At 72.5% G+C, this 20,141-nt stretch carries 19 protein-coding genes; 9 read left to right on the forward strand and 10 right to left on the reverse strand.

What is annotated here, in order from left to right:
- Positions 1–117: 117 nt before the first annotated feature.
- From TU31_RS36425 to TU31_RS02735, 3 genes are all read left to right on the forward strand, one after another.
- Positions 118–1,869: a trypsin-like peptidase domain-containing protein gene (locus TU31_RS36425; protein ID WP_245698417.1), complete on the forward strand. Its 1,752-nt coding sequence runs from the start codon at positions 118–120 to the stop codon at positions 1,867–1,869.
- Positions 1,870–1,985: 116 nt separating this feature from the next.
- Positions 1,986–2,465: a sec-independent translocase gene (locus TU31_RS02730; protein WP_042148263.1), complete on the forward strand. Its 480-nt coding sequence runs from the start codon at positions 1,986–1,988 to the stop codon at positions 2,463–2,465.
- 119 nt (positions 2,466–2,584) lie between these two features.
- Complete coding sequence (locus tag TU31_RS02735; RefSeq protein ID WP_042148267.1) at positions 2,585–3,229, forward strand: hypothetical protein; 645 nt, start codon at positions 2,585–2,587, stop codon at positions 3,227–3,229.
- 140 nt (positions 3,230–3,369) lie between these two features.
- Here the strand turns inward: TU31_RS02735 and TU31_RS02740 are convergent, their stop codons facing one another.
- Genes TU31_RS02740 through TU31_RS02750 form a run of 3 tightly spaced genes read right to left on the reverse strand, consistent with a single transcriptional unit; the run spans position 3,370 to position 6,451 of the window.
- Positions 3,370–4,530, reverse strand: a complete 1,161-nt coding sequence (locus TU31_RS02740; protein ID WP_042148270.1) for an Mrp/NBP35 family ATP-binding protein — start codon at positions 4,528–4,530, stop codon at positions 3,370–3,372.
- A gap of 42 nt (positions 4,531–4,572) precedes the next feature.
- Complete coding sequence (locus TU31_RS02745) at positions 4,573–5,154, reverse strand: DUF1003 domain-containing protein (protein ID WP_042148274.1); 582 nt, start codon at positions 5,152–5,154, stop codon at positions 4,573–4,575.
- Entirely contained in the window at positions 5,144–6,451 is a 1,308-nt protein-coding gene (locus TU31_RS02750; protein ID WP_042148279.1) for a magnesium transporter MgtE N-terminal domain-containing protein, read from the reverse strand. Before TU31_RS02750 ends, TU31_RS02745 begins: the two co-directional genes overlap by 11 nt.
- A 195-nt stretch (positions 6,452–6,646) precedes the next feature.
- Between TU31_RS02750 and TU31_RS02755 the strand changes: the two genes are divergently transcribed.
- The gene (locus TU31_RS02755) at positions 6,647–7,435 is read left to right on the forward strand and encodes a hypothetical protein (protein WP_078885519.1); all 789 of its coding nucleotides are present in this window, start codon (positions 6,647–6,649) and stop codon (positions 7,433–7,435) included.
- A 92-nt stretch (positions 7,436–7,527) separates the two neighbouring features.
- Here the strand turns inward: TU31_RS02755 and TU31_RS02760 are convergent, their stop codons facing one another.
- A complete protein-coding gene (locus tag TU31_RS02760; RefSeq protein WP_042148282.1) occupies positions 7,528–8,067 on the reverse strand; it encodes a ferredoxin reductase domain-containing protein in 540 nt (179 codons plus the stop codon).
- A gap of 114 nt (positions 8,068–8,181) precedes the next feature.
- The gene (locus tag TU31_RS02765; protein WP_042148284.1) at positions 8,182–9,291 is read right to left on the reverse strand and encodes a magnesium and cobalt transport protein CorA; all 1,110 of its coding nucleotides are present in this window, start codon (positions 9,289–9,291) and stop codon (positions 8,182–8,184) included.
- Positions 9,292–9,793: 502 nt separating this feature from the next.
- Here TU31_RS02765 and TU31_RS02770 point away from each other — a divergent pair.
- The gene (locus tag TU31_RS02770) at positions 9,794–10,378 is read left to right on the forward strand and encodes a suppressor of fused domain protein (protein ID WP_042148288.1); all 585 of its coding nucleotides are present in this window, start codon (positions 9,794–9,796) and stop codon (positions 10,376–10,378) included.
- A gap of 103 nt (positions 10,379–10,481) precedes the next feature.
- Here TU31_RS02770 and TU31_RS02775 read toward each other — a convergent pair whose 3' ends face one another.
- On the reverse strand, positions 10,482–11,741 hold the full coding sequence (locus tag TU31_RS02775) for an MFS transporter (protein WP_042148289.1): 1,260 nt from the start codon (positions 11,739–11,741) through the stop codon (positions 10,482–10,484).
- A gap of 253 nt (positions 11,742–11,994) precedes the next feature.
- On the opposite strand from TU31_RS02775, the gene TU31_RS02780 reads away from it, so the two are divergent.
- From TU31_RS02780 to TU31_RS02790, 3 genes are all read left to right on the forward strand, one after another.
- Positions 11,995–12,633: a DUF6758 family protein gene (locus TU31_RS02780; RefSeq protein WP_042148292.1), complete on the forward strand. Its 639-nt coding sequence runs from the start codon at positions 11,995–11,997 to the stop codon at positions 12,631–12,633.
- A 207-nt stretch (positions 12,634–12,840) separates the two neighbouring features.
- Positions 12,841–13,695, forward strand: a complete 855-nt coding sequence (locus TU31_RS02785; RefSeq protein WP_042148295.1) for a PHP domain-containing protein — start codon at positions 12,841–12,843, stop codon at positions 13,693–13,695.
- A gap of 187 nt (positions 13,696–13,882) precedes the next feature.
- Entirely contained in the window at positions 13,883–14,491 is a 609-nt protein-coding gene (locus tag TU31_RS02790) for a MarC family protein (protein ID WP_042148298.1), read from the forward strand.
- 127 nt (positions 14,492–14,618) lie between these two features.
- Here TU31_RS02790 and TU31_RS39025 read toward each other — a convergent pair whose 3' ends face one another.
- Entirely contained in the window at positions 14,619–14,771 is a 153-nt protein-coding gene (locus TU31_RS39025; RefSeq protein ID WP_085925097.1) for a DUF8834 family protein, read from the reverse strand.
- A gap of 203 nt (positions 14,772–14,974) precedes the next feature.
- Here TU31_RS39025 and TU31_RS02795 point away from each other — a divergent pair, with 203 nt between their 5' ends.
- Positions 14,975–15,901, forward strand: a complete 927-nt coding sequence (locus TU31_RS02795) for an NYN domain-containing protein (protein ID WP_042148301.1) — start codon at positions 14,975–14,977, stop codon at positions 15,899–15,901.
- A gap of 50 nt (positions 15,902–15,951) precedes the next feature.
- Here the strand turns inward: TU31_RS02795 and TU31_RS02800 are convergent, their stop codons facing one another.
- The 3 genes from TU31_RS02800 to TU31_RS02810 all read right to left on the reverse strand — a co-directional run bounded on the left by TU31_RS02800 (position 15,952) and on the right by TU31_RS02810 (position 20,002).
- The gene (locus TU31_RS02800; protein ID WP_042148306.1) at positions 15,952–16,431 is read right to left on the reverse strand and encodes an SRPBCC family protein; all 480 of its coding nucleotides are present in this window, start codon (positions 16,429–16,431) and stop codon (positions 15,952–15,954) included.
- Between the two features lie 167 nt (positions 16,432–16,598).
- Entirely contained in the window at positions 16,599–17,465 is an 867-nt protein-coding gene (locus tag TU31_RS02805; RefSeq protein ID WP_042148308.1) for an alpha/beta fold hydrolase, read from the reverse strand.
- 98 nt (positions 17,466–17,563) lie between these two features.
- On the reverse strand, positions 17,564–20,002 hold the full coding sequence (locus tag TU31_RS02810; protein WP_042148312.1) for a DEAD/DEAH box helicase: 2,439 nt from the start codon (positions 20,000–20,002) through the stop codon (positions 17,564–17,566).
- Between the last annotated feature and the right edge of the window lie 139 nt (positions 20,003–20,141).

Genomic DNA, 20,141 nt, shown 5'->3' on the forward strand with positions numbered 1-20,141 from the left:
TGGGCGCCCGCGCCGCCCGTGCAGCGGCCGATGGCGACCCCCGCACAGGGCACGGTGCTTCCGCCGCAGGCCGGGCCGCTGCCCCCGTACGGCGCCCCGGCCGCCCCGCAGACCGCCATGCCCGCCGCGGCCTACCCGGGCCCGCCGCAGTCACCCGCGCCCGCGGCGCCGTCCGGCACGACCGGTGAGGAGCGCTCGTCGCTCGCACCGGGCGCCGAGCAGCCGCACCCGGCCGGGGCGGCGGACGCCGCACACCCCCAGCCCGCCGCCGACCCGGCTGTACCCCAGCGGCCGGGTCTCCAGAAGACCGGCACCCCGCAGCCCGCCCCCGCCGGGCCCGACGCCGACCCCGGGGTCACCGGCTCACCGAGCGCCTCCATGGCTGCCGCGACCGGGCCGGCCGCCGGGACCGACGCGCCGCAGGAGGGCACGGACGGCGCCTTCATCCCCCACCCCGGCGATGGCGGCCCCCGCCCGGCCTCGGCGACCGCGGCCTACGGATCAGGCCCGCAGCCCGGCACCACCGGACCCGGCGGCCCCCATCCGGCCTCGCCACCCGCGCCCCACGCTCCCGGCCCGCACCCCGGCCCCAGTGACCACGGCCCGGCCCCCACCTCCGGCCACGCCCACCTCCCCGGCCAGGCCCCCACCTCCCACCCCACGCCCGCCGCCTCCCCAGGCGCCTGGCACCAGTACGACCCCTGGAGCGCGCCGTTGCAGGGCGGGCCCATGGCGTCGCAGGGCGGCCGGCGACGCCGGCGGGGACCGCTGGTCGCTGGAGCGGTGGCGCTCGCCCTGCTCGCGGGGGGTGTCGGGGGGTGCATCGGTGCGTATGTCGAGCGCTACGGCGGGCTCAGCGATATCAAGCTGTCGCAGTCCGAGGCCGATGAGGGGGGCCGTAAGCCCGACAGCGTCGCCGGGATCGCGCAGCGTGCGCTGCCGGGGGTGGTCACCCTCCACGTGCGGGGCAGTGCCGAGCAGGGGACCGGGACCGGCTTCGTCCTCGATCACCAGGGGCACATCCTCACCAACAACCATGTGGTCGAACCGGCCGGCAGCGACGGCGAGATCTCGGTGACCTTCAGCGGCGGCCAGACGGCCAAGGCCAAGGTCGTCGGCCGGGACGGTGGCTACGACCTCGCCGTCGTCCAGGTGGAGGGCGTCGCGGGGCTCCGCCCGCTCACCCTCGGCAACTCCGACTCGGTACGGGTCGGCGACCCGGTGGTGGCGATCGGCGCCCCGTTCGACCTCGCCAACACCGTCACGTCCGGGATCATCAGCGCCAAGCAGCGCCCGATCACCGCGGGCGGCCAGAAGGGCGACGGCAGCGATGTGTCGTATGTGGACGCCCTTCAGACCGATGCCCCCATCAACCCGGGCAACTCCGGCGGTCCGCTGGTGGACGCCAAGGCGCGGGTGATCGGCATCAACAGCGCCATCCGCGCGGCCGACAGCGGCGGCGGCCCGGACGGCGACAGCCAGGGCCAGGGCGGCAGCATAGGGCTGGGCTTCGCCATACCCATCAACCAGGCCAAGCGGGTGGCCGAGGAGCTGATCAACACCGGCCGGGCGACACACCCGGTGATCGGCGTCACGCTGGAGATGGAGTACGCGGGCGACGGGGCGCGGGTCAGTGAGCGCAGCAAGGACGGCCGGCAGCCGGTCCTCCCGGGCGGCCCCGGCGCCAAGGCCGGGATCAAGGCCGGCGATGTGATCACCAAGGTCGACGGCGCCCCCGTGCACAGCGGCGAGGAGCTGATCGTCAAGATCCGCAGCCACCGGCCCGGCGACACGCTGGTGCTGACCCTCCAAAGGGGCGGCAAGGAGCGGTCCGTCCGGCTCAGCCTGGGATCCTCCAGCACGGGCTGATCGTTTGCACGGTGTTGGTACGGGCGACTCCCGCCCGACGTGCGGGGCCAGGTACCGTGATAGGCGGCCTGGCCCCTAGGCCACCGAAGGCCGCGGATAACCCAAGGAGCTGCAAGGTGTTCTTCGACATAGGACCCCTCGAGCTGGTGGCGCTCGTGATCCTTGCCGTGCTCATCTTCGGTCCGGACAAGCTCCCCAAGGTCATCCAGGACGTCATGTCCTTCGTCCGCAAGGTCCGGGCGTTCTCGGACAGCGCCAAGGAAGACATCCGCAGCGAGCTGGGGCCGGAGTTCAAGGACTTCGAGTTCGAGGACCTCAAGCCCAAGAACTTCGTGCGCAAGCACGTCCTGGAGAAGGACGAGTACGGCCTCAAGGACCTTCAGGAGATCCGTAACGGCTTCGACCTGAAGAAGGAGATGGCCGAGGTCACCGACGCCGTCCACGGCCACGACAGCGCCTCCTCCGCCACGCCCTCGAACGGCTCCGGTCCGAGCCTGTCCAAGGAGTCCCCGGCCGCCTCCGCCGGGCGCCCCGACATGGTCAAGAGGACCGCTCAGCCGGACGAGCGTCCGCCGTTCGACGCCGACGCCACCTGACACACACCGGTATGACTGTCTGTGTGGAAGCCTATGGCTATGCTCCGGGTGTCCGGGGTTCGGTCGCCTGAGGGGGGCGGGCCGCCCACGACGCAGGGCAACAAGGAGGCTCCGCGCAGATGGAGACGACCAGTCCGTCAGCGACACAAGAGGCGGCCGCCGGCGTCGGCCGGAAGGTCGACGGTTATCTGCTGGCCGCGTTCCCGTGGTACGGCCTCGACGAGGCATTCACCGGTCCGCGCTGGCTGATGCAGGTCGGCGCGGCCGCGGACGGCACCGTCGAGCACGGCGCCACCGGGCACGGTGAGGAGCCCACCATCAAGGTGGAACCGCCGCAGGACGAGCGGTTCGCGGTCGTGGTGACGGTCGCCAGCCGCCCCGTGCGGCGCAGCGGTGACGGCACCGGCGTCCTGGAGGCGACCTCGGTCTCGACGGCCGCCTGGCTCGCCGGGTCGGGGCTGCTCGCGCAGACCTGGCCGACCCAGATGGACCGGACACTGCGCCAGGACTGGCTGGACCAGCAGACGATGCTCGCCTGGGAGCTGGCCGACGATCTCGGTGGCGGCAGCTGGAGCGAGCTGATGCTGCCGGTGGACGGGGTGCCCACCTCGTTCGCCTACCGCGAGTCCGAGTACGGCTGGGTGCTGGCCGGTTCGGCGAGTGAGGGCCCCGAGGCGGTCCACATCGGCGCCTACGGGCGCGGGATGAGTGCGTACGGCCTGGGCTTCTCGGTGATCAAGGACCTGGCCGCGTACGAGGGCTGAGCCGGGACGCACGCCGGACGGCACCGGGGGCCCGGACGGCCGGGCGCCACAGCAAAAGGGGCGGACCCGTAAGGGCCCGCCCCTTTCCACATCAGCCGGGAGGCGCGGCGTCCCGTGCGGCCGCCGCGCCTCCCGCCGTCTCAGAACTTGTTGCGCGGGGTGATCCCCAGCGACATACCGGACAGGCCCCGCTGGCGGCCGCCCAGCTTGCCCGCGATGGTGCGGATCGCCGAGCCGGCGGGGGAGTCGGGGTCGGTCAGCACGACCGGCTTGCCCTCGTCGCCGCCCTCGCGCAGCCGGACATCGATCGGGATGGCACCGAGCACCGGCACCTGCGTGCCGGTCGTCTTCGTCAGGCCCTCGGCGACCCGCTCGCCGCCGCCGGTGCCGAAGACATCGACCATCTCGTCGCAGTGCGGGCAGGGCAGCCCGGACATGTTCTCGACCACGCCGACGATCTTCTGGTGGGTCTGCACGGCGATCGAACCGGCCCGCTCGGCGACCTCGGCGGCGGCCTGCTGCGGGGTGGTGACGACGAGGATCTCGGCGTTCGGGACGAGCTGGGCCACCGAGATGGCGATGTCGCCGGTGCCCGGGGGCAGGTCCAGCAGCAGCACGTCCAGGTCGCCCCAGTAGACGTCGGCGAGGAACTGCTGGAGGGCGCGGTGCAGCATCGGGCCGCGCCACACGACGGGGGCGTTGCCCGGGGTGAACATGCCGATCGAGATGACCTTCACGCCGTTCGCCGACGGCGGCATGATCATGTTCTCGACCTGGGTGGGCTTGCCGTCGGCACCGAGCATCCGGGGCACCGAGTGGCCGTAGATGTCGGCGTCCACGACACCGACCTTCAGGCCGTCGGCCGCCATCGCCGCGGCGAGGTTGACCGTCACCGACGACTTGCCGACGCCGCCCTTGCCGGAGGCGACCGCGTAGACCCGGGTCAGCGAACCGGGCTGGGCGAACGGCACCTCACGCTCGGCGGTGCCGCCGCGCAGCGAGGCCGCCAGTTCCTTGCGCTGCTCGTCGCTCATCACGTCCAGCTCGACGGCGACGGAGGTGACGCCCTCGACCCGCTCGACGGCCTCGCGCACATTGCTGGTGATCGTCTCGCGCATCGGGCAGCCGGAGACGGTCAGATAGACCACGACCGCCACCGCGCCGTCCGCCGCGATGTCCACCGATTTGACCATCCCCAGTTCGGTGATGGGGCGGTGGATCTCGGGGTCGTTCACCGTCGCGAGCGCTTCGCGGACCGCGTCCTCGCTCGGGGTGGCGCCATGGGGCGTGTCGGTAGCCATGACCCGATGGTACGGCTCATGAGGCGGCCTCCGGAAAGGCTGTCAGCGGTCGCGTTCGTCACTCTCCGCGTCAGCCGGCTCCCGCAGCTCCAAGTCCCTGAGCGTGTCCTGGAGCTCGGAGCGGATCCAGTCGCGGGTGGCGACCTCGCCCAGCCCGAGCCGCAGCGCCGCGATCTCCCGGGTCAGATACTCGGTGTCGGCGATGGAGCGCTCGTTCTGCTTGCGGTCCTGCTCGTGGGTGACCCGGTCGCGGTCGTCCTGCCGGTTCTGCGCCAGCAGGATCAGCGGCGCGGCGTACGACGCCTGGAGCGACAGCGCCAGCGTCAGAAAGATGAAGGGGTACTGGTCGAACCGCAGCCAGCTGGGCGCGGTGGTGTTCCAGATGACCCACACGATGATGGTGAAGGTCATCCAGACGATGAAGCGGCCGGTCCCCAGGAAGCGGGCGATCTTCTCCGAGAGCCGCCCGAAGGCCTCCGGGTCGTACTCGGGCAGGAACGTACGGCGCGGGGCGCGCGGCTGGTCGAGGCGCACGCGCGGCCGGTCCACGGCGCCCCGGCGCAGCGCGGAGGCGCCGTTCGCCCGCGACCGTTCCCTGCCGCCGTCCCGCTCCTCAGCGCCCATGCGCGGCCTTCCCGAGGCGGCCGTTGCCGGTCAGTCCGGCCGTCGCCGAGCCGTGCAGACCGTCTTCCCGCCAGTCGTCCGGCAGCAGATGGTCCAGCACGTCATCGACGGTGACCGCGCCCAGCAGGGCCCCGCTCTCGTCCACGACCGGCGCGGCGACCATGTTGTACGCGGCCAGATAGCTGGTCACCTCCGGCAGCGGGGTGTCCGGCGGCAGGGCCGGCAGATCGGTGTCGGCGATCGAGCTGACCAGGGTGAACGGCGGGTCGCGCAGCAGCCGTTGGAAGTGCACCAGGCCCAGGTACTTGCCGGTGGGGGTCTCGTCCGGGGGCCGGCAGACATAGACCTGGGCGGCCAGGGCGGGGGACAGGTCCGGGTCGCGGACCCGGGCCAGCGCGTCCGCGACGGTGGCGTCCGGCCGCAGCACGATCGGCTCGGTGGTCATCAGCCCGCCCGCGGTCCGTTCCTCGTACGACATCAGCCGCCGGACATCCGCGGCCTCCTCCGGCCGCATCAGCGCCAGCAGCCGTTCCTTCTCCTCCTCCGGCAGCTCGGAGAGCAGATCGGCGGCGTCGTCCGGGTCCATCGCCTCCAGGACGTCGGCGGCCCGCTCGTCCTTGAGCTTGCCGAGGATCTCCACCTGGTCGTCCTCCGGCAGCTCCTCCAGGACGTCGGCGAGCCGGTCGTCGTCGAGTGCCGCGGCGACCTCGGCACGCCGCTTGGCGGAGAGATGGTGCAGCACCCCGGCCAGGTCGGCGGGCCGCAGCTGCTCGAAGGTGGCGAGCAGGCTCTCCGCGCCCTGTCCGTGCTCCTCCAGCGAGAAGCCGGTCACCGCCGACCACTCCACGGTCAGCGCCTCGCCCTTGCGGCGCAGCGCCCCGCCCTTCCCCTTACGGACGAAGACCTTCTCGATCTCCCAGTCGCGGCGGGCCGGCAGCTGGGTGATGCCGACGTCGAGGACGGTGACCTCCTCACCGGTCTCCACCAGCCGCACCCGCCGGTCGAGCAGCTCGCCGAGCACCAGCGTCTCGGTCGCCCGCTGTTCGAAGCGCCGCATGTTGACCACGCCGGTGATGACGATCTGGCCGGAGTCCACCCCGGTCACCCGCGTCATGGGGACGAAGATCCGGCGCCGGCTGATCACCTCGACGACCACGCCGAGCAGCCGCGGCGGACGGTCGCCGACCCGGAGCAGCGCGACGAGGTCCCGCAGCCGGCCGACCTGGTCGCCGTTGGGGTCGAAGACGGCGCTGCCGGCGAGGTGGGAGACGAAGACCCGAGGCGTCACGACTGCCATGCAGAGCGCCGCCCTTCTCCCGTTCAGCCCGAAATAAGGCATCAATCCGGGTTCAGGCTAACGCGCCCGGCTCCGCGCCGCCCCGGGGAAAGAGGCCGTAGGGTGACCGCCACGCACCCCGCCGACGACCCGGCGCGGCCCAGGTACGCTGCCGTACTGCTGCCGAGATCACCCGCATCAGGAGGCCGAGCCGACGTGAGCGCAATCCCCCCGGGGTCCGGCCCCCGACACCTGCCCGGAACCCGTCGTACGGGACGGGCTGCGCTCGTGGGGGCGGCCTGCGCGGCACTGGCCGTGGCGCTGACCGGCTGCGGCGGGGAGGCCGATCCGGACGCCGGCACCAACGGCATGGGAAAGCTGCCCGCCGCGAAGGTCGAGGCCAAGGCGCGGGCCGCGGCCCAGCGCGCCGAGACGGTGCACCTCTCCGGCAATGTCGTCAGCCAGGGCCGCACCTACAAGCTCGACATGAGCCTGGCGAAGGACGGCGCCAAGGGCGAGCTGACCACCAAGGCGGCCGCCTTCCAGCTGCTGCGGGTCGGTGAGTCCCTCTATCTGAAGGCCGACGCGGCCTTCTGGGCCGGTGAGAAGAGCGGCAGGTCGGGCACGCCCGACCAGGCGGCGGCGCAGAAGCTCGGCGGCAAATACGTCAAGGTGCCCGCCAAGGACCCGGTCTACAAGCGCTTCAGCGGCTTCACCGACAAGGACACCCTGCTCGCCGGTCTGCTCGGCCTGCACGGCAAGCTGACCGCCGGCGACCGCGGTGAGCTCGACGGGGTCCGCACCCTCCGGCTCACCGGCGGCGCGGGCTCCGGCGGCACCCTCGATGTCTCGCTGGAGGGCACGCCCTACCCGCTGCGGCTGCACCGGGCCGGCGGCGCGGGCGTGGTGCGGATGGCTGACTGGGGCAAGAGCGTGGACCTCAAGGCCCCGGACAAGGACCAGGTCGTGGACTACGGCACCCGGATCTCCGGCGGGGACCGCTAGAGCCTCTCCGCAAGTCCTGCCTGCCTCACCCCGCCCGCACCGGATCACGCCCGGCCGGCGGGCGGCACGGGCCCCTGACGGCCGCCCGGGGTTCAGCCCTTGCGCCCCCGCCGCAGCAGCTTCGGCAGCGCGGCCGGGACGGGGCGGCGGGTGATCGCGGGGCTCGCCAGTGGCGGCACGGCGTGCGACTCCGCCGGCATCTGTCCGGGGCGCTGGGTGGTCTCCCCGGTCGGCTCCAGCCGCAGCACCCGGCACTCGCGCGCCCAGCGCTCCGTGAGGGTGTCAGCGTCCGGCGCGTTCAGCCGCTTGCCCTTGAGCTCGTCGACCGCGGCCCGCCAGGCCTCGCTCTCCGGCGCCAGCTCGACGACCCGGGCCTGCCAGGCGACCAGCCGGCCGCCCTTGTCCTTGCTGCGGACGGTGACCGTCGCCGTCCCGCCGTCGGCCAGCCCGAGGTCGGCCAGCGGCTGCTCGCCGGGGCCGTCCCCGATGAGGCAGGCGGCTCCGTCGAGCCACAGATGCCACAGCGCACGGGACGGGCCGGCCGCCCCCCGTACCCAGATGAGGCCGGACTTCTTCGTGGCCTCTTCGATGAGCGCCCGATCGTGCAGGGCCTGCGACACGGTCTCCGTCATACGGCTCAGCCTAATCGCCCCTGCCTCGGGCGACCGGGGCCGCCCAGGCGCTGAGATGCGCGGACGGGCGGGCGGCACCGGCGGGCGACGCCGGGCGGGGGCCCGGCGCCGGGCTCACAGCCACCCGTTGCGCTTGAACCCGCGGTGGATGCCGACACAGATCGCGGCCGTCACCAGCAGCACCGCGGGGTAGCCGTACTCCCAGTGCGTCTCCGGCATGTAGTCGAAGTTCATGCCGTAGATCCCGGCGATCATCGTCGGTACGGCGAAGATCGCCGCCCATGCCGTGATCTTGCGCATGTCCTCGTTCTGCGCGACGGCGGCCTGCGCGAGGTTGGCCTGAAGGATGGAGTTGAGCAGATCGTCGAAAGACAGCACCTGCTCGTTGACCCGCGCCAAGTGGTCGGCGACATCCCGGAAGTACTTCTGGATGTCGGAGTCCACCAGCCGCATCGGACGCTCGCTCAGCAACTGCATCGGCCGCAGCAGCGGCGACACCGCCCGCTTGAACTCCAGTACCTCACGCTTGAGTTGGTAGATCCGCCCGGCGTCGCCGCCCTTCGGGGAGCCCTTGCCGTTGGTGCCGGAGCTGAAGACATCGATCTCCACCTCGTCGATGTCGTCCTGCACCGCGCCGGCCACCGCCATATAGCCGTCGACGACCTGGTCGGCGATGGCGTGCAGCACCGCGGACGGCCCCTTGGCCAGCAGCTCCGGGTCGTCCTGGAGCCGGTGCCGCAGCGCGCGCAGTGAGCCCTGGCCGCCGTGCCGCACGGTCACGATGAAGTCCCGGCCGGTGAAGCACATCACCTCGCCGGTCTCCACGACCTCGCTGGTCGCGGTCAGCTCGGTGTGCTCGACGTAGTGGACCGTCTTGAAGACGGTGAACAGGGTCTCGTCGTAACGCTCCAGCTTGGGCCGCTGGTGGGCGTGCACGGCGTCCTCGACGGCGAGCGGGTGCAGCCCGAACTCCTGGGCGATACCGGCGAATTCGGCCTCGGTCGGCTCATGCAGGCCGATCCAGGCGAAGCCGCCCTCACTGCGCACCCCGGCCATCGCCTCGGCCGGGGTGACGTGCTCGCTCACCCGGCGGCCCTCGCGGTAGACACCGCAGTCGACGATGGCGCTGTTCACACAGGCCGGGGCGGACTCGTAGGGGTACGGACGGTCGTCGCGACGCCGGGAGGGACGGACGGCGGCGCGCAGGTCGCGGATCATCGACATGGCAGGCTCCTTCACGGGCCGGCCGTCAGCGCGGGCGCGGGGGGCAACGCTGCCCGGAACGTGGACGTACGAGGCGTCATCGGCCGTACGTCCGCAAAGCGGGCGGCGCTCCGTGCGGGGGCACTGACGGCAGTTCGCAGAAAACACGGAACAAAGAGTCGAAGGCGCTCTTCCGGCATCTACTTCCGGCGCAAAGGTGCTTCCCTGGTTTCACCGCTGAGCGGCGGGGTACGGAAGCTCTCGGATCAGGAGATTCGCTGCGCGAGGGGGATGACGGGAGAACTATCGGTACTGCACGGTCGACTCGGATCCACCGCAGCCCCACCTCCTCCGGCCGGTCCCCGTTGGGGGACGACGTCATTCCCTGACCAGACGGCAAGGCTATCAGCCGCCTGAAGCGTTACGGTGCCGCTTTGCCCGTTCCATACGAAGAACGAGCGCGCCGCACAGCAGCACATGGAGGGGTGACGGCCGAACGGGTGGCCGGCCGTATGCTCGCGCCATGTCTGACGTTCTTGAGCTGGTCGAAGCCCGGTTGCGGACCGCCCTGGGCGAGCCGGACGCGCGCGCCGCCGTCACCTTCCTCGGGACCGACCGTATCGAGGTCCTCCGCTTCGTGGACAGCGGGGTGGTCCGTTACGCCACGCTCGGGATGTCCGCGCAGCCCATGGCCGACCCCACGACCGTAGTGGCCGATCCGCTCCGCGGTCCGCGGGCCGAACTCCTGCTGTCCGTACGGGGCGGCCTCGCCGACACCGACAAGGTGCTCCGGCCGCTCGCCGTGCTCGCCGCGTCCCCGCAGGTCGAGGGGGTGGTCGTGGCGCCCGGCGCCTCGCTGGACGTGGGGGATCCGCTGTGGCCGGGCGCGTCGTTCACCTCGGTGCTGGTCGCGGCGCCCGGTGGTCTCGTCGAGGACCTCGAACTGGACGAGCCGAGGGAGCCGGTCCGCTTTCTGCCGCTGCTGCCGATGACGCCCAATGAGGCGGCCTGGAAGCGGGTGCACGGCGCCGAGGCCCTGGAGAAGCGCTGGCTGGAGCACGGCACGGATCTGCGCGATCCGCTGCGCCCGGGCGTGCCGCTCGACTGATCCGCGCGCTGCCGGCAGCGGTACGCCCCGTCGGCCCTCCGGGAGGGAGAGCCGACGGGGCATCAGTTTGCCTGCGGGGCGGGTTGCGGCGGCCCGGTGTGCCTCACCGGGCGAAGGCGGTGATCCCGTCCTCCGTCGCGTGCTGCGGTGCCTGCTCCTCGGCTCCGATGGTCAGCGCCCGGCGCCGGACGGCGACGATGCCGGCGCCGAGCACCGCCGCTACGGCCGCGACCACGAAGGGGAGATGGATATCGGTCCACTCCTCGATCTTGGGCGCGAGGAACGGCGCGGCCGCCGCCGCGAACCAGCGCACGAAGTTGTAGCCGGCGCTCGCCACCGGGCGCGGAGCGTCCGAGACGCCCAGCGCCAGTTCGGTGAAGACGGTGTTGTTCAGGCCGATGAAGGCGCCGGCCAGGATGGTGCAGACGACGGCGGTGGTGTGGTCGCCGTAGCCCAGTACGACCAGGTCGGCGGCGAGCAGCAGCAGCGAGGCGCACAGCACCTTCAGGGAGCCGAAGCGGTGCTGGAGCCGGGGTGCCACGAGCACCGAGAAGACCGCGAGCAGCACACCCCAGGCGAAGAAGACGCCGCCCGACGCGTAGGGGGACATGTTCAGCACGAACGGGGTGAAGGCCAGCACCGTGAAGAACGCGTAGTTGTAGAAGAAGGCGGCGGTGGCGGTGGTGGCCAGCCCGCCGTGGCCGAGCGCCCTGACCGGGGCCAGGAGCGAGGTCTTGGCGGCGGGCTTCGGCTGCTCCTTGAGGAAGGCCGTGATGGCGACGAAGCCGACGGCCATCAGGACGGCGGTCCCGAAGAACGGGTAGCGCCACTTCATGTCGCCGAGGACCGCGCCCAGCAGCGGGCCGCAGGCCATCCCGAGCCCCAGCGCGGACTCGTACAGCAGGATCGCCGCGCTGCTCCCGCCGGCCGCCGCGCCCACGATGACCGCCAGCGCCGTCGAGACGAACAGGGCGTTGCCCAGGCCCCAGCCGGCCCGGAAGCCGACCAGTTCGCCGACCGACCCCGACATACCGGAGAGCGCCGCGAAGACCACCACCAGCGCCAGCCCGGCCAGCAGCGTCGTGCGGCCGCCGATGCGGCTGGAGACGAAGCCGGTGACCAGCATCGCGACCGCGGTGATCAGGAAGTAGGAGGTGAAGAGGAGCGAGACCTGGCTGTTGGTGGCGTGCAGGCCCCGGGCGATCGACGGGAGGATCGGGTCGACGAGGCCGATGCCCATGAAGGCCACGACCGAGGCGCCCGCCGTGGCCCAGACGGCCTTCGGCTGGCGGAGCAGGGAGGTGCCGCCCTCCTCGAACGGATCGTCCGCGCCGCCGTGGCCGCCGTTCTTCGTGCCGCTCATGCCGCGGTTCCCCTTCCTGTTGCCGGTTGCCCATCCCTGGTCCGCGGCGACTCGCTGACGACCCGCCGAGATCGTTGACGTTTACACACAATAAGTTAGGCGAGCTAAAGAATGCAAGCTACAACTAGCTCTTCGGCGGGGGCGGGCGGACCTCGGGGTGCGGTCAAATGCGCGCCGGCGTAAGTGATTCGGGGCACACCGGTCGGGTGATCGTCCTTGACGCGGCGGCGGGGCTGGAGGACCGTGGGTCCCTATGAGGGGCGAACCCAGTTGCCCGAAGTGCGGAGGCCGGGTAAGGGCGCCCGGTCTCTTCTCCGACACCTGGCAGTGCGCCCTGCACGGCACCGTGCATCCGCTCCAGCCGGTCGTCCCGCCGAGCGTCGAGGCGCTCGGCGTTGTCGTGCGCCGCGCCCAGGTGCCCGTATGGATGCCCTGGCCGCTCCCGGTCGGCTGGCTGTTCACCGGTGTGGCCTGCGCCGGTGACGACCGCAGCGGCGGCCGGGCGACCGCGGTGGCCTGCACGGGCCCCGGACCGCTCGGCGGTCCCGGCGAACTTCTGCTGATCGCCGAGGAACTGGGCGTCGGACTCGGCGCGCGCTACGCCGGTATCGACGGCCCCGACCCCGGTCCGCACCTCTGCGTCGACAAGCACCCGCACGGCAAGGTGCTCGCCGCCGGCCGCCCGACCCCGCTGTGGCACCTCGACGACGCGCCCCCGGACCGTGCGGTGTTCGCGGGCGAGGCGCGCGGGCTGTGGCTGTGGGCGATCGCCTGGCCCGAGCAGTCGGGGCTGATGATGTACGACGAGCTGGTGCTGACCGACCTGCGCGAGGCGGGTGCCGAGGTGGACCTGCTGCCGTGCGGGGCGCTCTCGCCGCGGATTCTGGGCTGACGGCTCACGGCTCACGGCTCACGGCTCACGGCTCACGGCTGATGGCTGACGGCTGACCGCCCGGGCGGGGCGCTGTCGCCGTCCGCCGGGGCCGGGCGCCGTCCGGCCGCCCGGTATCCTTCTGAGGTCCCCTTACGGTGTACCTGTCCCCGGTGTTTCCCCGGGCCCCGTCCCCCGTCCGTACCGCAGCAGTCTGGAGTCCGTGTCGTGCGTATCGATCTGCACACCCACTCCACGGCCTCCGACGGTACGGACACCCCCGCCGAGCTGGTGCGCAACGCCGCGGCCGCCGGGCTGGACGTCGTCGCGCTGACCGACCACGACACCGTCGGCGGCCACGCCGAGGCACGGGCGGCACTGCCCGCGGGACTGACGCTGATCACCGGCGCCGAACTCTCCTGCCGGCTCGACGGGGTGAGCCTCCATATGCTCGCCTACCTCTTCGACCCCGAGGAGCCCGAGCTCGCCCGCGAGCGCGAGCTGGTGCGGGATGACCGGGTGCCGCGGGCCCAGGGCATGGTCGCCAAGCTGCGGGACCTCGGGGTGCCCCTCACCTGGGAGCAGGTCGCCCGGATCGCCGGGGACGGCGCCGTGGGACGGCCGCATATCGCCACCGCCCTCGTCGACCTGGGCGTGGTGCCCTCCGTCTCCGACGCCTTCACCTCCGAGTGGCTCGCCAACGACGGCCGGGCGTACGTGGAGAAGCACGAACTCGATCCGTTCGACGCGATCCGGCTGGTCAAGGCCGCGGGCGGGGTCACCGTCTTCGCGCACCCGCTGGCCGTGAAGCGCGGCAGCTGCGTACCGGAGAGCGCGATAGCCGAACTCGCCGCGGCCGGTCTCGACGGCATCGAGGTCGATCACATGGACCACGACGCCCCGACCCGCGCGCGGCTGCGCGGGATGGCCGCCGAACTCGGCCTGCTGACCACCGGCTCCAGCGACTACCACGGCAGCCGTAAGACCTGTCGCCTCGGCGAATACACCACCGACCCCGAGATCTACGGCGAGATCGTGCGCCGCGCGACCGGCGCCTTCCCCGTTCCCGGCACCGGCGGCTGACCCCGCCGCGGCCGGCTGCCGCACCCACGTGCCCCGGTCCGCCGGACCGTCCCCACCGGGCCGTTTCCCGTCCGGGCGAGGCGCACGCCCCTGCCTGCCCGCCGACCCACCACCCCCTCCTTACGGGCCCGCGCCCACCGCGCCGGTCCGTGGTTCCTCCCGTACCACCTCTCGCAAGGCCTTCACCGTGTTCGACGTCGCCGTCTTCAGTACTCTGTTCGTCACCCTGTTCGTGATCATGGATCCGCCGGGCATCACCCCGATCTTCCTGGCCCTGACCTCCGGCCGGCCGGCCAAGGTGCAGCGCCGGATGGCCTGGCAGGCCGCCGCCGTCGCCTTCTGCGTCATCGCCCTCTTCGGCCTCTTCGGCCGGCAGATCCTGGGGCGGCTGCACATCTCCACGCCCGCGCTGATGATCGCGGGCGGTCTGCTGCTCCTGCTGGTCGCGCTGGACCTGCTGACCGGCAAGTCGGAGGAGCCGACCCAGACCAAGGACGTCAATGTGGCGCTGGTGCCGCTCGGCATGCCGCTGCTGGCCGGGCCCGGGGCGATCGTGTCGGTGATCCTCGCGGTGCAGCACGCCCACGGTGTCGCCGCGCAGGTCTCCGTCTGGGCCGCGATCGCGGCGATCCATGTGGTGCTGTATCTGGTGATGCGGTTCTCGCTGGTGATCATCCGCGTGATCAAGGACGGGGGAGTGGTCCTGGTCACGCGGCTGGCGGGCATGATGCTCTCCGCGCTCGCCGTGCAGCAGATCATCAACGGCGTTCTCCAGGTGATCCAGGCGGCGGCCTGACGCCGGCGCACTGCCGTGGAACGCGCGACGCCCCCGTACGGCCTGTGCGTACGGGGGCGTTCGTGCGGGTGCGGCCGATCGGCGGCCGGCTGCCGGTCCGGCGCGTTACCGGGCGGCGGAAAGGGTGTTAACGGACGGCGGTGTCGGCCGGGCGGATATAGATGCGCTGGCCGGTTGAGGCGGCCTGCTGCACGATCCGGTTGACGGAGGCGGCGTCCACGACGGTGCTGTCCACGGCGGTGCCGTCGACATCGTCCAGGCGCATGATCTCGAAGCGCATACGGCTTCTCCCTTCGTCTGATCCTCCTGCGGAGAACTCCTTGGGTCGGCGCTGCCCGGCGTCGCTGCCGGGCGCTCCATACAGGGGGAACAACCTCCCCGGTGCAATCATTCCCTACGCTAAAGAAAAATTTCGACGGTCTAAGTACGCCTGGCCGAGAACGGTTGTGCCCGCAGAGTGACCGCCCGGACAATGGGTCCGGTATGAATGACGTCCAGCCCACGGGCCCCACTGACCTCACCGCTCTCGCCGCCGGGATCGAGCGCACCAACGAGCTGCTCACCCGGGTGCTCGCCGAGGTCGCCACCACCCCGTCCACCCACGCGGCCTTCGTGGACGCGGGCTATGTCTACGCCGCCGCGGGACGGCTGGTCGCCGGCACGGAGGACCGCAAGGCCTTCGACCTGGACGCGGAAGGGCTCATCGAGGCTTTCATCGACAAGGCCCGGATGATCTTCCCGGACAGCCGGCTGCTGCGCGTGTACTGGTACGACGGTGCCCGCCGCCGGATCCACACCCAGGAGCAGCAGCGGATCGCCGAGCTGCCCGACGTGAAGGTCCGGCTCGGCAACCTCAACGCCAACAATCAGCAGAAGGGCGTCGACTCCCTGATCCGCTCGGACCTGGAGTCGCTGGCCCGGCACCGGGCGATCAGCGACGCGGTGCTGATCGGCGGCGACGAGGACCTGGTCTCCGCGGTCGAGGCGGCCCAGGGCTACGGCGCACGGGTGCACCTGTGGGGCATCGAAGCCTCCGGCGGCCGCAATCAGGCCGAGCCGCTGCTGTGGGAGGTCGACAGCACCCGCACCTTCGACCTGGAGTTCTGCAAGCCGTACATCACCCGGCGGGCCGGCGTCGAGTGCGCCGACCAGACGGTGGGCGAGGGGCCGGCGCCCAGCCGTGAGGACGTGCGCTTCGTCGGCGCGCAGGTCGCCGCCCAGTGGCTGTCGGAACGCGGCCGCGAGTGGATGGCCGGACTGCTCCCCGGCCACCCGTATCTGCCCGGCGCCGTCGACCAGGAACTGCTGACCGCCTCGGAGGCACTGCTGCGGCACTCCCTGCGCGGCCACGCCGATCTGCGCCGGGTGCTGCGCGACGGCTTCTGGGATCACGTGCAGGGGCAGTATTAGCGGCCGTTCCGGGGCGGGTCCCTTCGGTGTCCGGCCCGAGAGGGGCGGGATCAGGCCCGCGCGAGCAGCTCCGCGAGGCGGTCGAAGAAGCCCGACCAGCCCGCCTCGGCCTGGCGGTACTGCTCGGAGGTGAGATTGCCGCCGAGCTGACGGAAGGCCATCTCCGTGCGGTCCCCGAGGTCGGTCAGGGTGACCCGGACGATCTCGCCCTCGATGCCGTCCGGCGCGGTCGCGTCCTTGAGGGTGAACTCCAGCCGCTCCGGCGGCGCGACCTCACGGTAGACACCGGAGAACGGCAGCTCGCCGCCGTCCGGGGTCTGCATCACCAGGCTCCAGATCCCGCCGGGCCGGGGATCCATCGTCATCCGGTCGGCCGGCACCGGCAGCTCCCCGCCGAACCAGTACCCGAAGTGCTCCGGCCTGGTCCACGCCTCGAAGACCAGCTCACGGCGGGCGTCGAAGGTCCGGGTGAGCGCGATGCCGTGCGGGCCGCCTTCGGTATCGTCCGGTGACGCCGGATTCTCGGTCATGGGGGAGCCCTTCGTACGAAGCCGGTGCGGGCCGGGCGCCGGTGCCGGCCCGCCTCCCTCGATGCTCGCCGAACCGCCGGGCGCTGTCCTGGCGACACCGCCCGCTCGGCCCACCCGGACCGGCGGTGGCGCGGGCGGCCCGGTGGCGGCGAGGGCGGGCCCGGCCCTCAGCCCACCCCGCTCCAGAACCCCGTCAGCGCCTCGGCCGTCTTCTCCGGACGCTCGGCGTTGGGGGAGTGCTCGGCGCCCTCGATGACGGTGCGCCGGGCGGACAGCCGCTCGGCCATCGCATCCATCCACGCCACCGGCCAGGCATAGTCGACGGCGCCGGAGACGACATGGGTGGCCAGCCCCGTACGGGCCAGCTCCGCCACCCGGTCGGGCTCCTCCAGCATCTGCCGCCCGGTCGCGATCAGCTGCTCGGGGACGGTGTTCAGCCAACGACGGTGCAGGAACGCGCCGATCTCCGGCGGTGTCGCCGCGTCCGCCGCCTCCGGGGGATCCAGTTCGCGCATCGCCCGCCAGACGCTCTCCATGTCCAGCCGGCCGAGCGCGTCGATCAGCATCCGCACCCGGGCCTGCTGGGACGCCTCGATGGCCGCGGGCCCGGAGCTGAGCACGGTCAGCGAACGGAACGGGGACGCGTCCAGCAGCACCGCGGCCCGGGTGATCAGCCCGCCCAGTGAGTGCCCCAGCAGATGGACCGGCCCGCTGTCCGGCTCCCGCACGGCCCGCGCCTGCGCCAGCACATCGAGCGCCAACTCCCCTTGTGCGTAAGCCTGTTCCTCGCGCGGCCCGGGGGATTCGTGCTGGCCGCGGCCGTCCACCGCGACCGCCCGGAACCCGGCCGCGGCGAGCGGCGCCAGCAGGGCGAGGAAGTCTTCCTTGCTGCCGGTGAATCCGGGCACCAACAGGGCGGTGCCGATCGGCGCGGCCTCGGGCCGGGCGTCCTGAACGGCGAAGGAGCCGCGCTCGGTGTCGAGTCGGTACGCACGGGCGCACGGGGGCAGCGTGAGGGTGGGCGGCCTGCTCATGAGGTGAGGTTATCCGGGCCGGGCGGCAAAACGGGGCCGGGACGCCGACGACCCGGCACCCGCGCGGGGCGGGTCCGGGTCGTCGGCGTGGAGGAGGGTCAGCCCTCGGGCGTGGCCTCGGCCGCGGTGGCCTTGGCGCGGGTGCGGCGGCGCACCGGCTTGGCCTCGGCGGCCTCCGCCGCGTCCGCGGCCGGCTTGGCGGCGGCGCTCTTGCGCGTCCGCTTCGGCTTGGCCGGGGCGTCCTCGGCGGCCGGGGCGTCCGCCGTGGCCTTGGCGGCGGCGGTCTTCCGGGTGCGCTTGGGCTTGGCCGGTGCGGCCTCGGTGCCCTCGGCGGTGTCCACCGCGGCCTCGGCGGCCTTGGCGGCTGCGGTCTTACGGGTCCGCTTCGGCTTGGCGGGAGCCTCCACGGTGCCCTCGACCGCGTCGACCGTGGCCTCGGCGGCCTTGGCGGCAGCGGTCTTCCGGGTGCGCTTCGGCTTGGCCGGCGCGTCCACCACGGCGTCCGCGGCCACGGTCTCCGTCACCACTGCCGGCGCCGTCTCCACGGCGGCCTTTGCGGTGCTGCGGGTACGGCGGCGCGGCTTGGCCGGCGCCTCGACGGGCTCCGTCACGGCCGCGGTGGCCGCCGAGCGCTCCGCGGCGAGCGCCCGAGCGGCGGTCTCGACGGTCTGGAAGCTCTCGGTCTCCACCGGACGGACGACCCGGGCACGGCGGCGGCGCGGCGCGGGGGCCTCGGCCGGAGCCTCGGTCACCACGGCGGGCGCCTCGGCCACCTTGGCGGCGGACTTGGTCGCCACGGCGGGGGCCTCGGTCACCACGGCGGCGGGCTTGGTCACCTCGGCGGCGGTGGCCGCGGCCTCGGTGACCGGCGCCGTCACGGCACCGGACTGACCCGAGCGGGTACGGCGACGCCGGCGCGGCTGCCGCGGTCCGGCGGCGTCCGTGCCCTCGGAGCCCTTGGTGCCCTCGGCCTCGGCGGCGGGCGACCCGGTCGTCTGCGTCGTGGCGTCGGCCGGGCCGTCCAGCGAAGTGCCGCCACGGGTGCGGCGGCGCTGCCGCGGGGTACGGGTGCGTGCGGGGCGCTCCTCCTCGACGACGGCGCCCTTACGGGGACCACGGCCCCGGCCGCCGGTCTCGCCCAGGTCCTCGACCTCTTCCGCGGCCAGCCCGGCCCGGGTGCGCTCGGCGCGCGGCAGCACGCCCTTGGTGCCCTCGGGGATGTTCAGCTGCGCGTAGAGATGCGGCGAGGTGGAGTAGGTCTCCTCCGGCTCGTCGAACGCCAGGTCCAGCGCCTTGTTGATCAGCTTCCAGCGCGGGATGTCGTCCCAGTCGACGAGGGTGACCGCGGTGCCCTTGGCGCCCGCCCGGCCCGTACGGCCGATGCGGTGCAGGTAGGTCTTCTCGTCCTCGGGCGACTGGTAGTTGATGACATGGGTCACACCCTCGACGTCGATACCGCGGGCGGCGACGTCGGTGCAGACCAGGACATCGACCTTGCCGTTGCGGAAGGCGCGCAGGGCCTGCTCACGGGCGCCCTGGCCGAGGTCGCCGTGCACCGCGCCGGAGGCGAAGCCGCGGCGCGCGAGCTGGTCGGCGATATCGGCGGCGGTCCGCTTCGTACGGCAGAACACCATCGCCAGGCCCCGGCCCTCGGCCTGGAGGATGCGGGCGACCAACTCCGGCTTGTCCATGGAGTGCGCGCGGAAGACGTGCTGGGTGGTGTTGCGGACGGTCTGGCCCTCGTCGTCCGGCGCGGTGGCGCGGATGTGCGTGGGCTGCGACATGTAGCGGCGGGCCAGGGAGATGACCTGGCCGGGCATGGTCGCGGAGAACAGCATCGTCTGCCGCTTGGCCGGCAGCAGCTGGATGATCTTCTCGACGTCGGGCAGGAAGCCCAGGTCGAGCATCTCGTCGGCCTCGTCCAGCACCAGGCTCTTGACCTGGGAGAGGTTGAGCTTGCGCTGACCGGCGAGGTCGAGCAGCCGGCCGGGCGTGCCGACGACCACGTCGACGCCCTTCTTCAGCGCCTCGACCTGCGGCTCGTAGGCACGGCCGCCGTAAATGGCCAGGACCCGGACGTTACGCACCTTGCCGGCGGTGAGCAGGTCGTTGGTGACCTGCTGGCACAGCTCGCGGGTGGGCACGACCACCAGGGCCTGCGGAGCCTCGGTCAGCTGCTCGGGCTGTGCGCGGCCCGCCTCGACGTCCGCGGGGACCGTGACGCGCTCAAGGAGCGGCAGGCCGAAGCCCAGGGTCTTACCCGTGCCGGTCTTGGCCTGGCCGATGACGTCGTTGCCGGAGAGGGCGACGGGGAGCGTCAGCTCCTGGATGGGAAAGGGGGAGATGATGCCGACGGCTTCCAGCGCCTCGGCCGTCTCGGGGAAAATCCCGAGGTCTCGAAATGTAGACAGAATCTTGCCTCTTCTGTGAGACGCGGCGTGAGGCGGCGAAGGGGGTCGTACCGCACCTTCGTACGGGTTCGTACGGGCCGGCCTGAGGCGGCCGGTGGGGCGGGACCACTGCCAACGCTCAGGCACTCCTGCCGCGAGCGGTGTCCCTCCTGCTGTGCGTATGTCTGCTACGCGCCGCAAAAGAGGGCGGTCGGTTTGGAGCCGATCGGGCCACCGACCGGGCATCCGCTTCGTGGAACGACCCACCGATACTCGGCAGGTCCAA

Origin of the sequence: Streptomyces lydicamycinicus (assembly GCF_000829715.2) — a bacterium.
In the GTDB taxonomy this organism is placed as follows: Bacteria; Actinomycetota; Actinomycetes; order Streptomycetales; family Streptomycetaceae; genus Streptomyces; species Streptomyces lydicamycinicus.

What these genes read in the sequence shown, in the direction of transcription:
- TU31_RS36425 (WP_245698417.1), top strand. Translation starts at nt 118, where the DNA reads ATGCCCGCCGCGGCCTACCCGGGCCCGCCGCAGTCACCCGCGCCCGCG.
- TU31_RS02735 (WP_042148267.1), top strand. Translation starts at nt 2,585, where the DNA reads ATGGAGACGACCAGTCCGTCAGCGACACAAGAGGCGGCCGCCGGCGTC.
- TU31_RS02740 (WP_042148270.1), bottom strand. Translation starts at nt 4,530, where the DNA reads ATGGCTACCGACACGCCCCATGGCGCCACCCCGAGCGAGGACGCGGTC.
- TU31_RS02745 (WP_042148274.1), bottom strand. Translation starts at nt 5,154, where the DNA reads ATGGGCGCTGAGGAGCGGGACGGCGGCAGGGAACGGTCGCGGGCGAAC.
- TU31_RS02750 (WP_042148279.1), bottom strand. Translation starts at nt 6,451, where the DNA reads ATGGCAGTCGTGACGCCTCGGGTCTTCGTCTCCCACCTCGCCGGCAGC.
- TU31_RS02760 (WP_042148282.1), bottom strand. Translation starts at nt 8,067, where the DNA reads ATGACGGAGACCGTGTCGCAGGCCCTGCACGATCGGGCGCTCATCGAA.
- TU31_RS02765 (WP_042148284.1), bottom strand. Translation starts at nt 9,291, where the DNA reads ATGTCGATGATCCGCGACCTGCGCGCCGCCGTCCGTCCCTCCCGGCGT.
- TU31_RS02770 (WP_042148288.1), top strand. Translation starts at nt 9,794, where the DNA reads ATGTCTGACGTTCTTGAGCTGGTCGAAGCCCGGTTGCGGACCGCCCTG.
- TU31_RS02775 (WP_042148289.1), bottom strand. Translation starts at nt 11,741, where the DNA reads ATGAGCGGCACGAAGAACGGCGGCCACGGCGGCGCGGACGATCCGTTC.
- TU31_RS02780 (WP_042148292.1), top strand. Translation starts at nt 11,995, where the DNA reads ATGAGGGGCGAACCCAGTTGCCCGAAGTGCGGAGGCCGGGTAAGGGCG.
- TU31_RS39025 (WP_085925097.1), bottom strand. Translation starts at nt 14,771, where the DNA reads ATGCGCTTCGAGATCATGCGCCTGGACGATGTCGACGGCACCGCCGTG.
- TU31_RS02795 (WP_042148301.1), top strand. Translation starts at nt 14,975, where the DNA reads ATGAATGACGTCCAGCCCACGGGCCCCACTGACCTCACCGCTCTCGCC.
- TU31_RS02800 (WP_042148306.1), bottom strand. Translation starts at nt 16,431, where the DNA reads ATGACCGAGAATCCGGCGTCACCGGACGATACCGAAGGCGGCCCGCAC.
- TU31_RS02805 (WP_042148308.1), bottom strand. Translation starts at nt 17,465, where the DNA reads ATGAGCAGGCCGCCCACCCTCACGCTGCCCCCGTGCGCCCGTGCGTAC.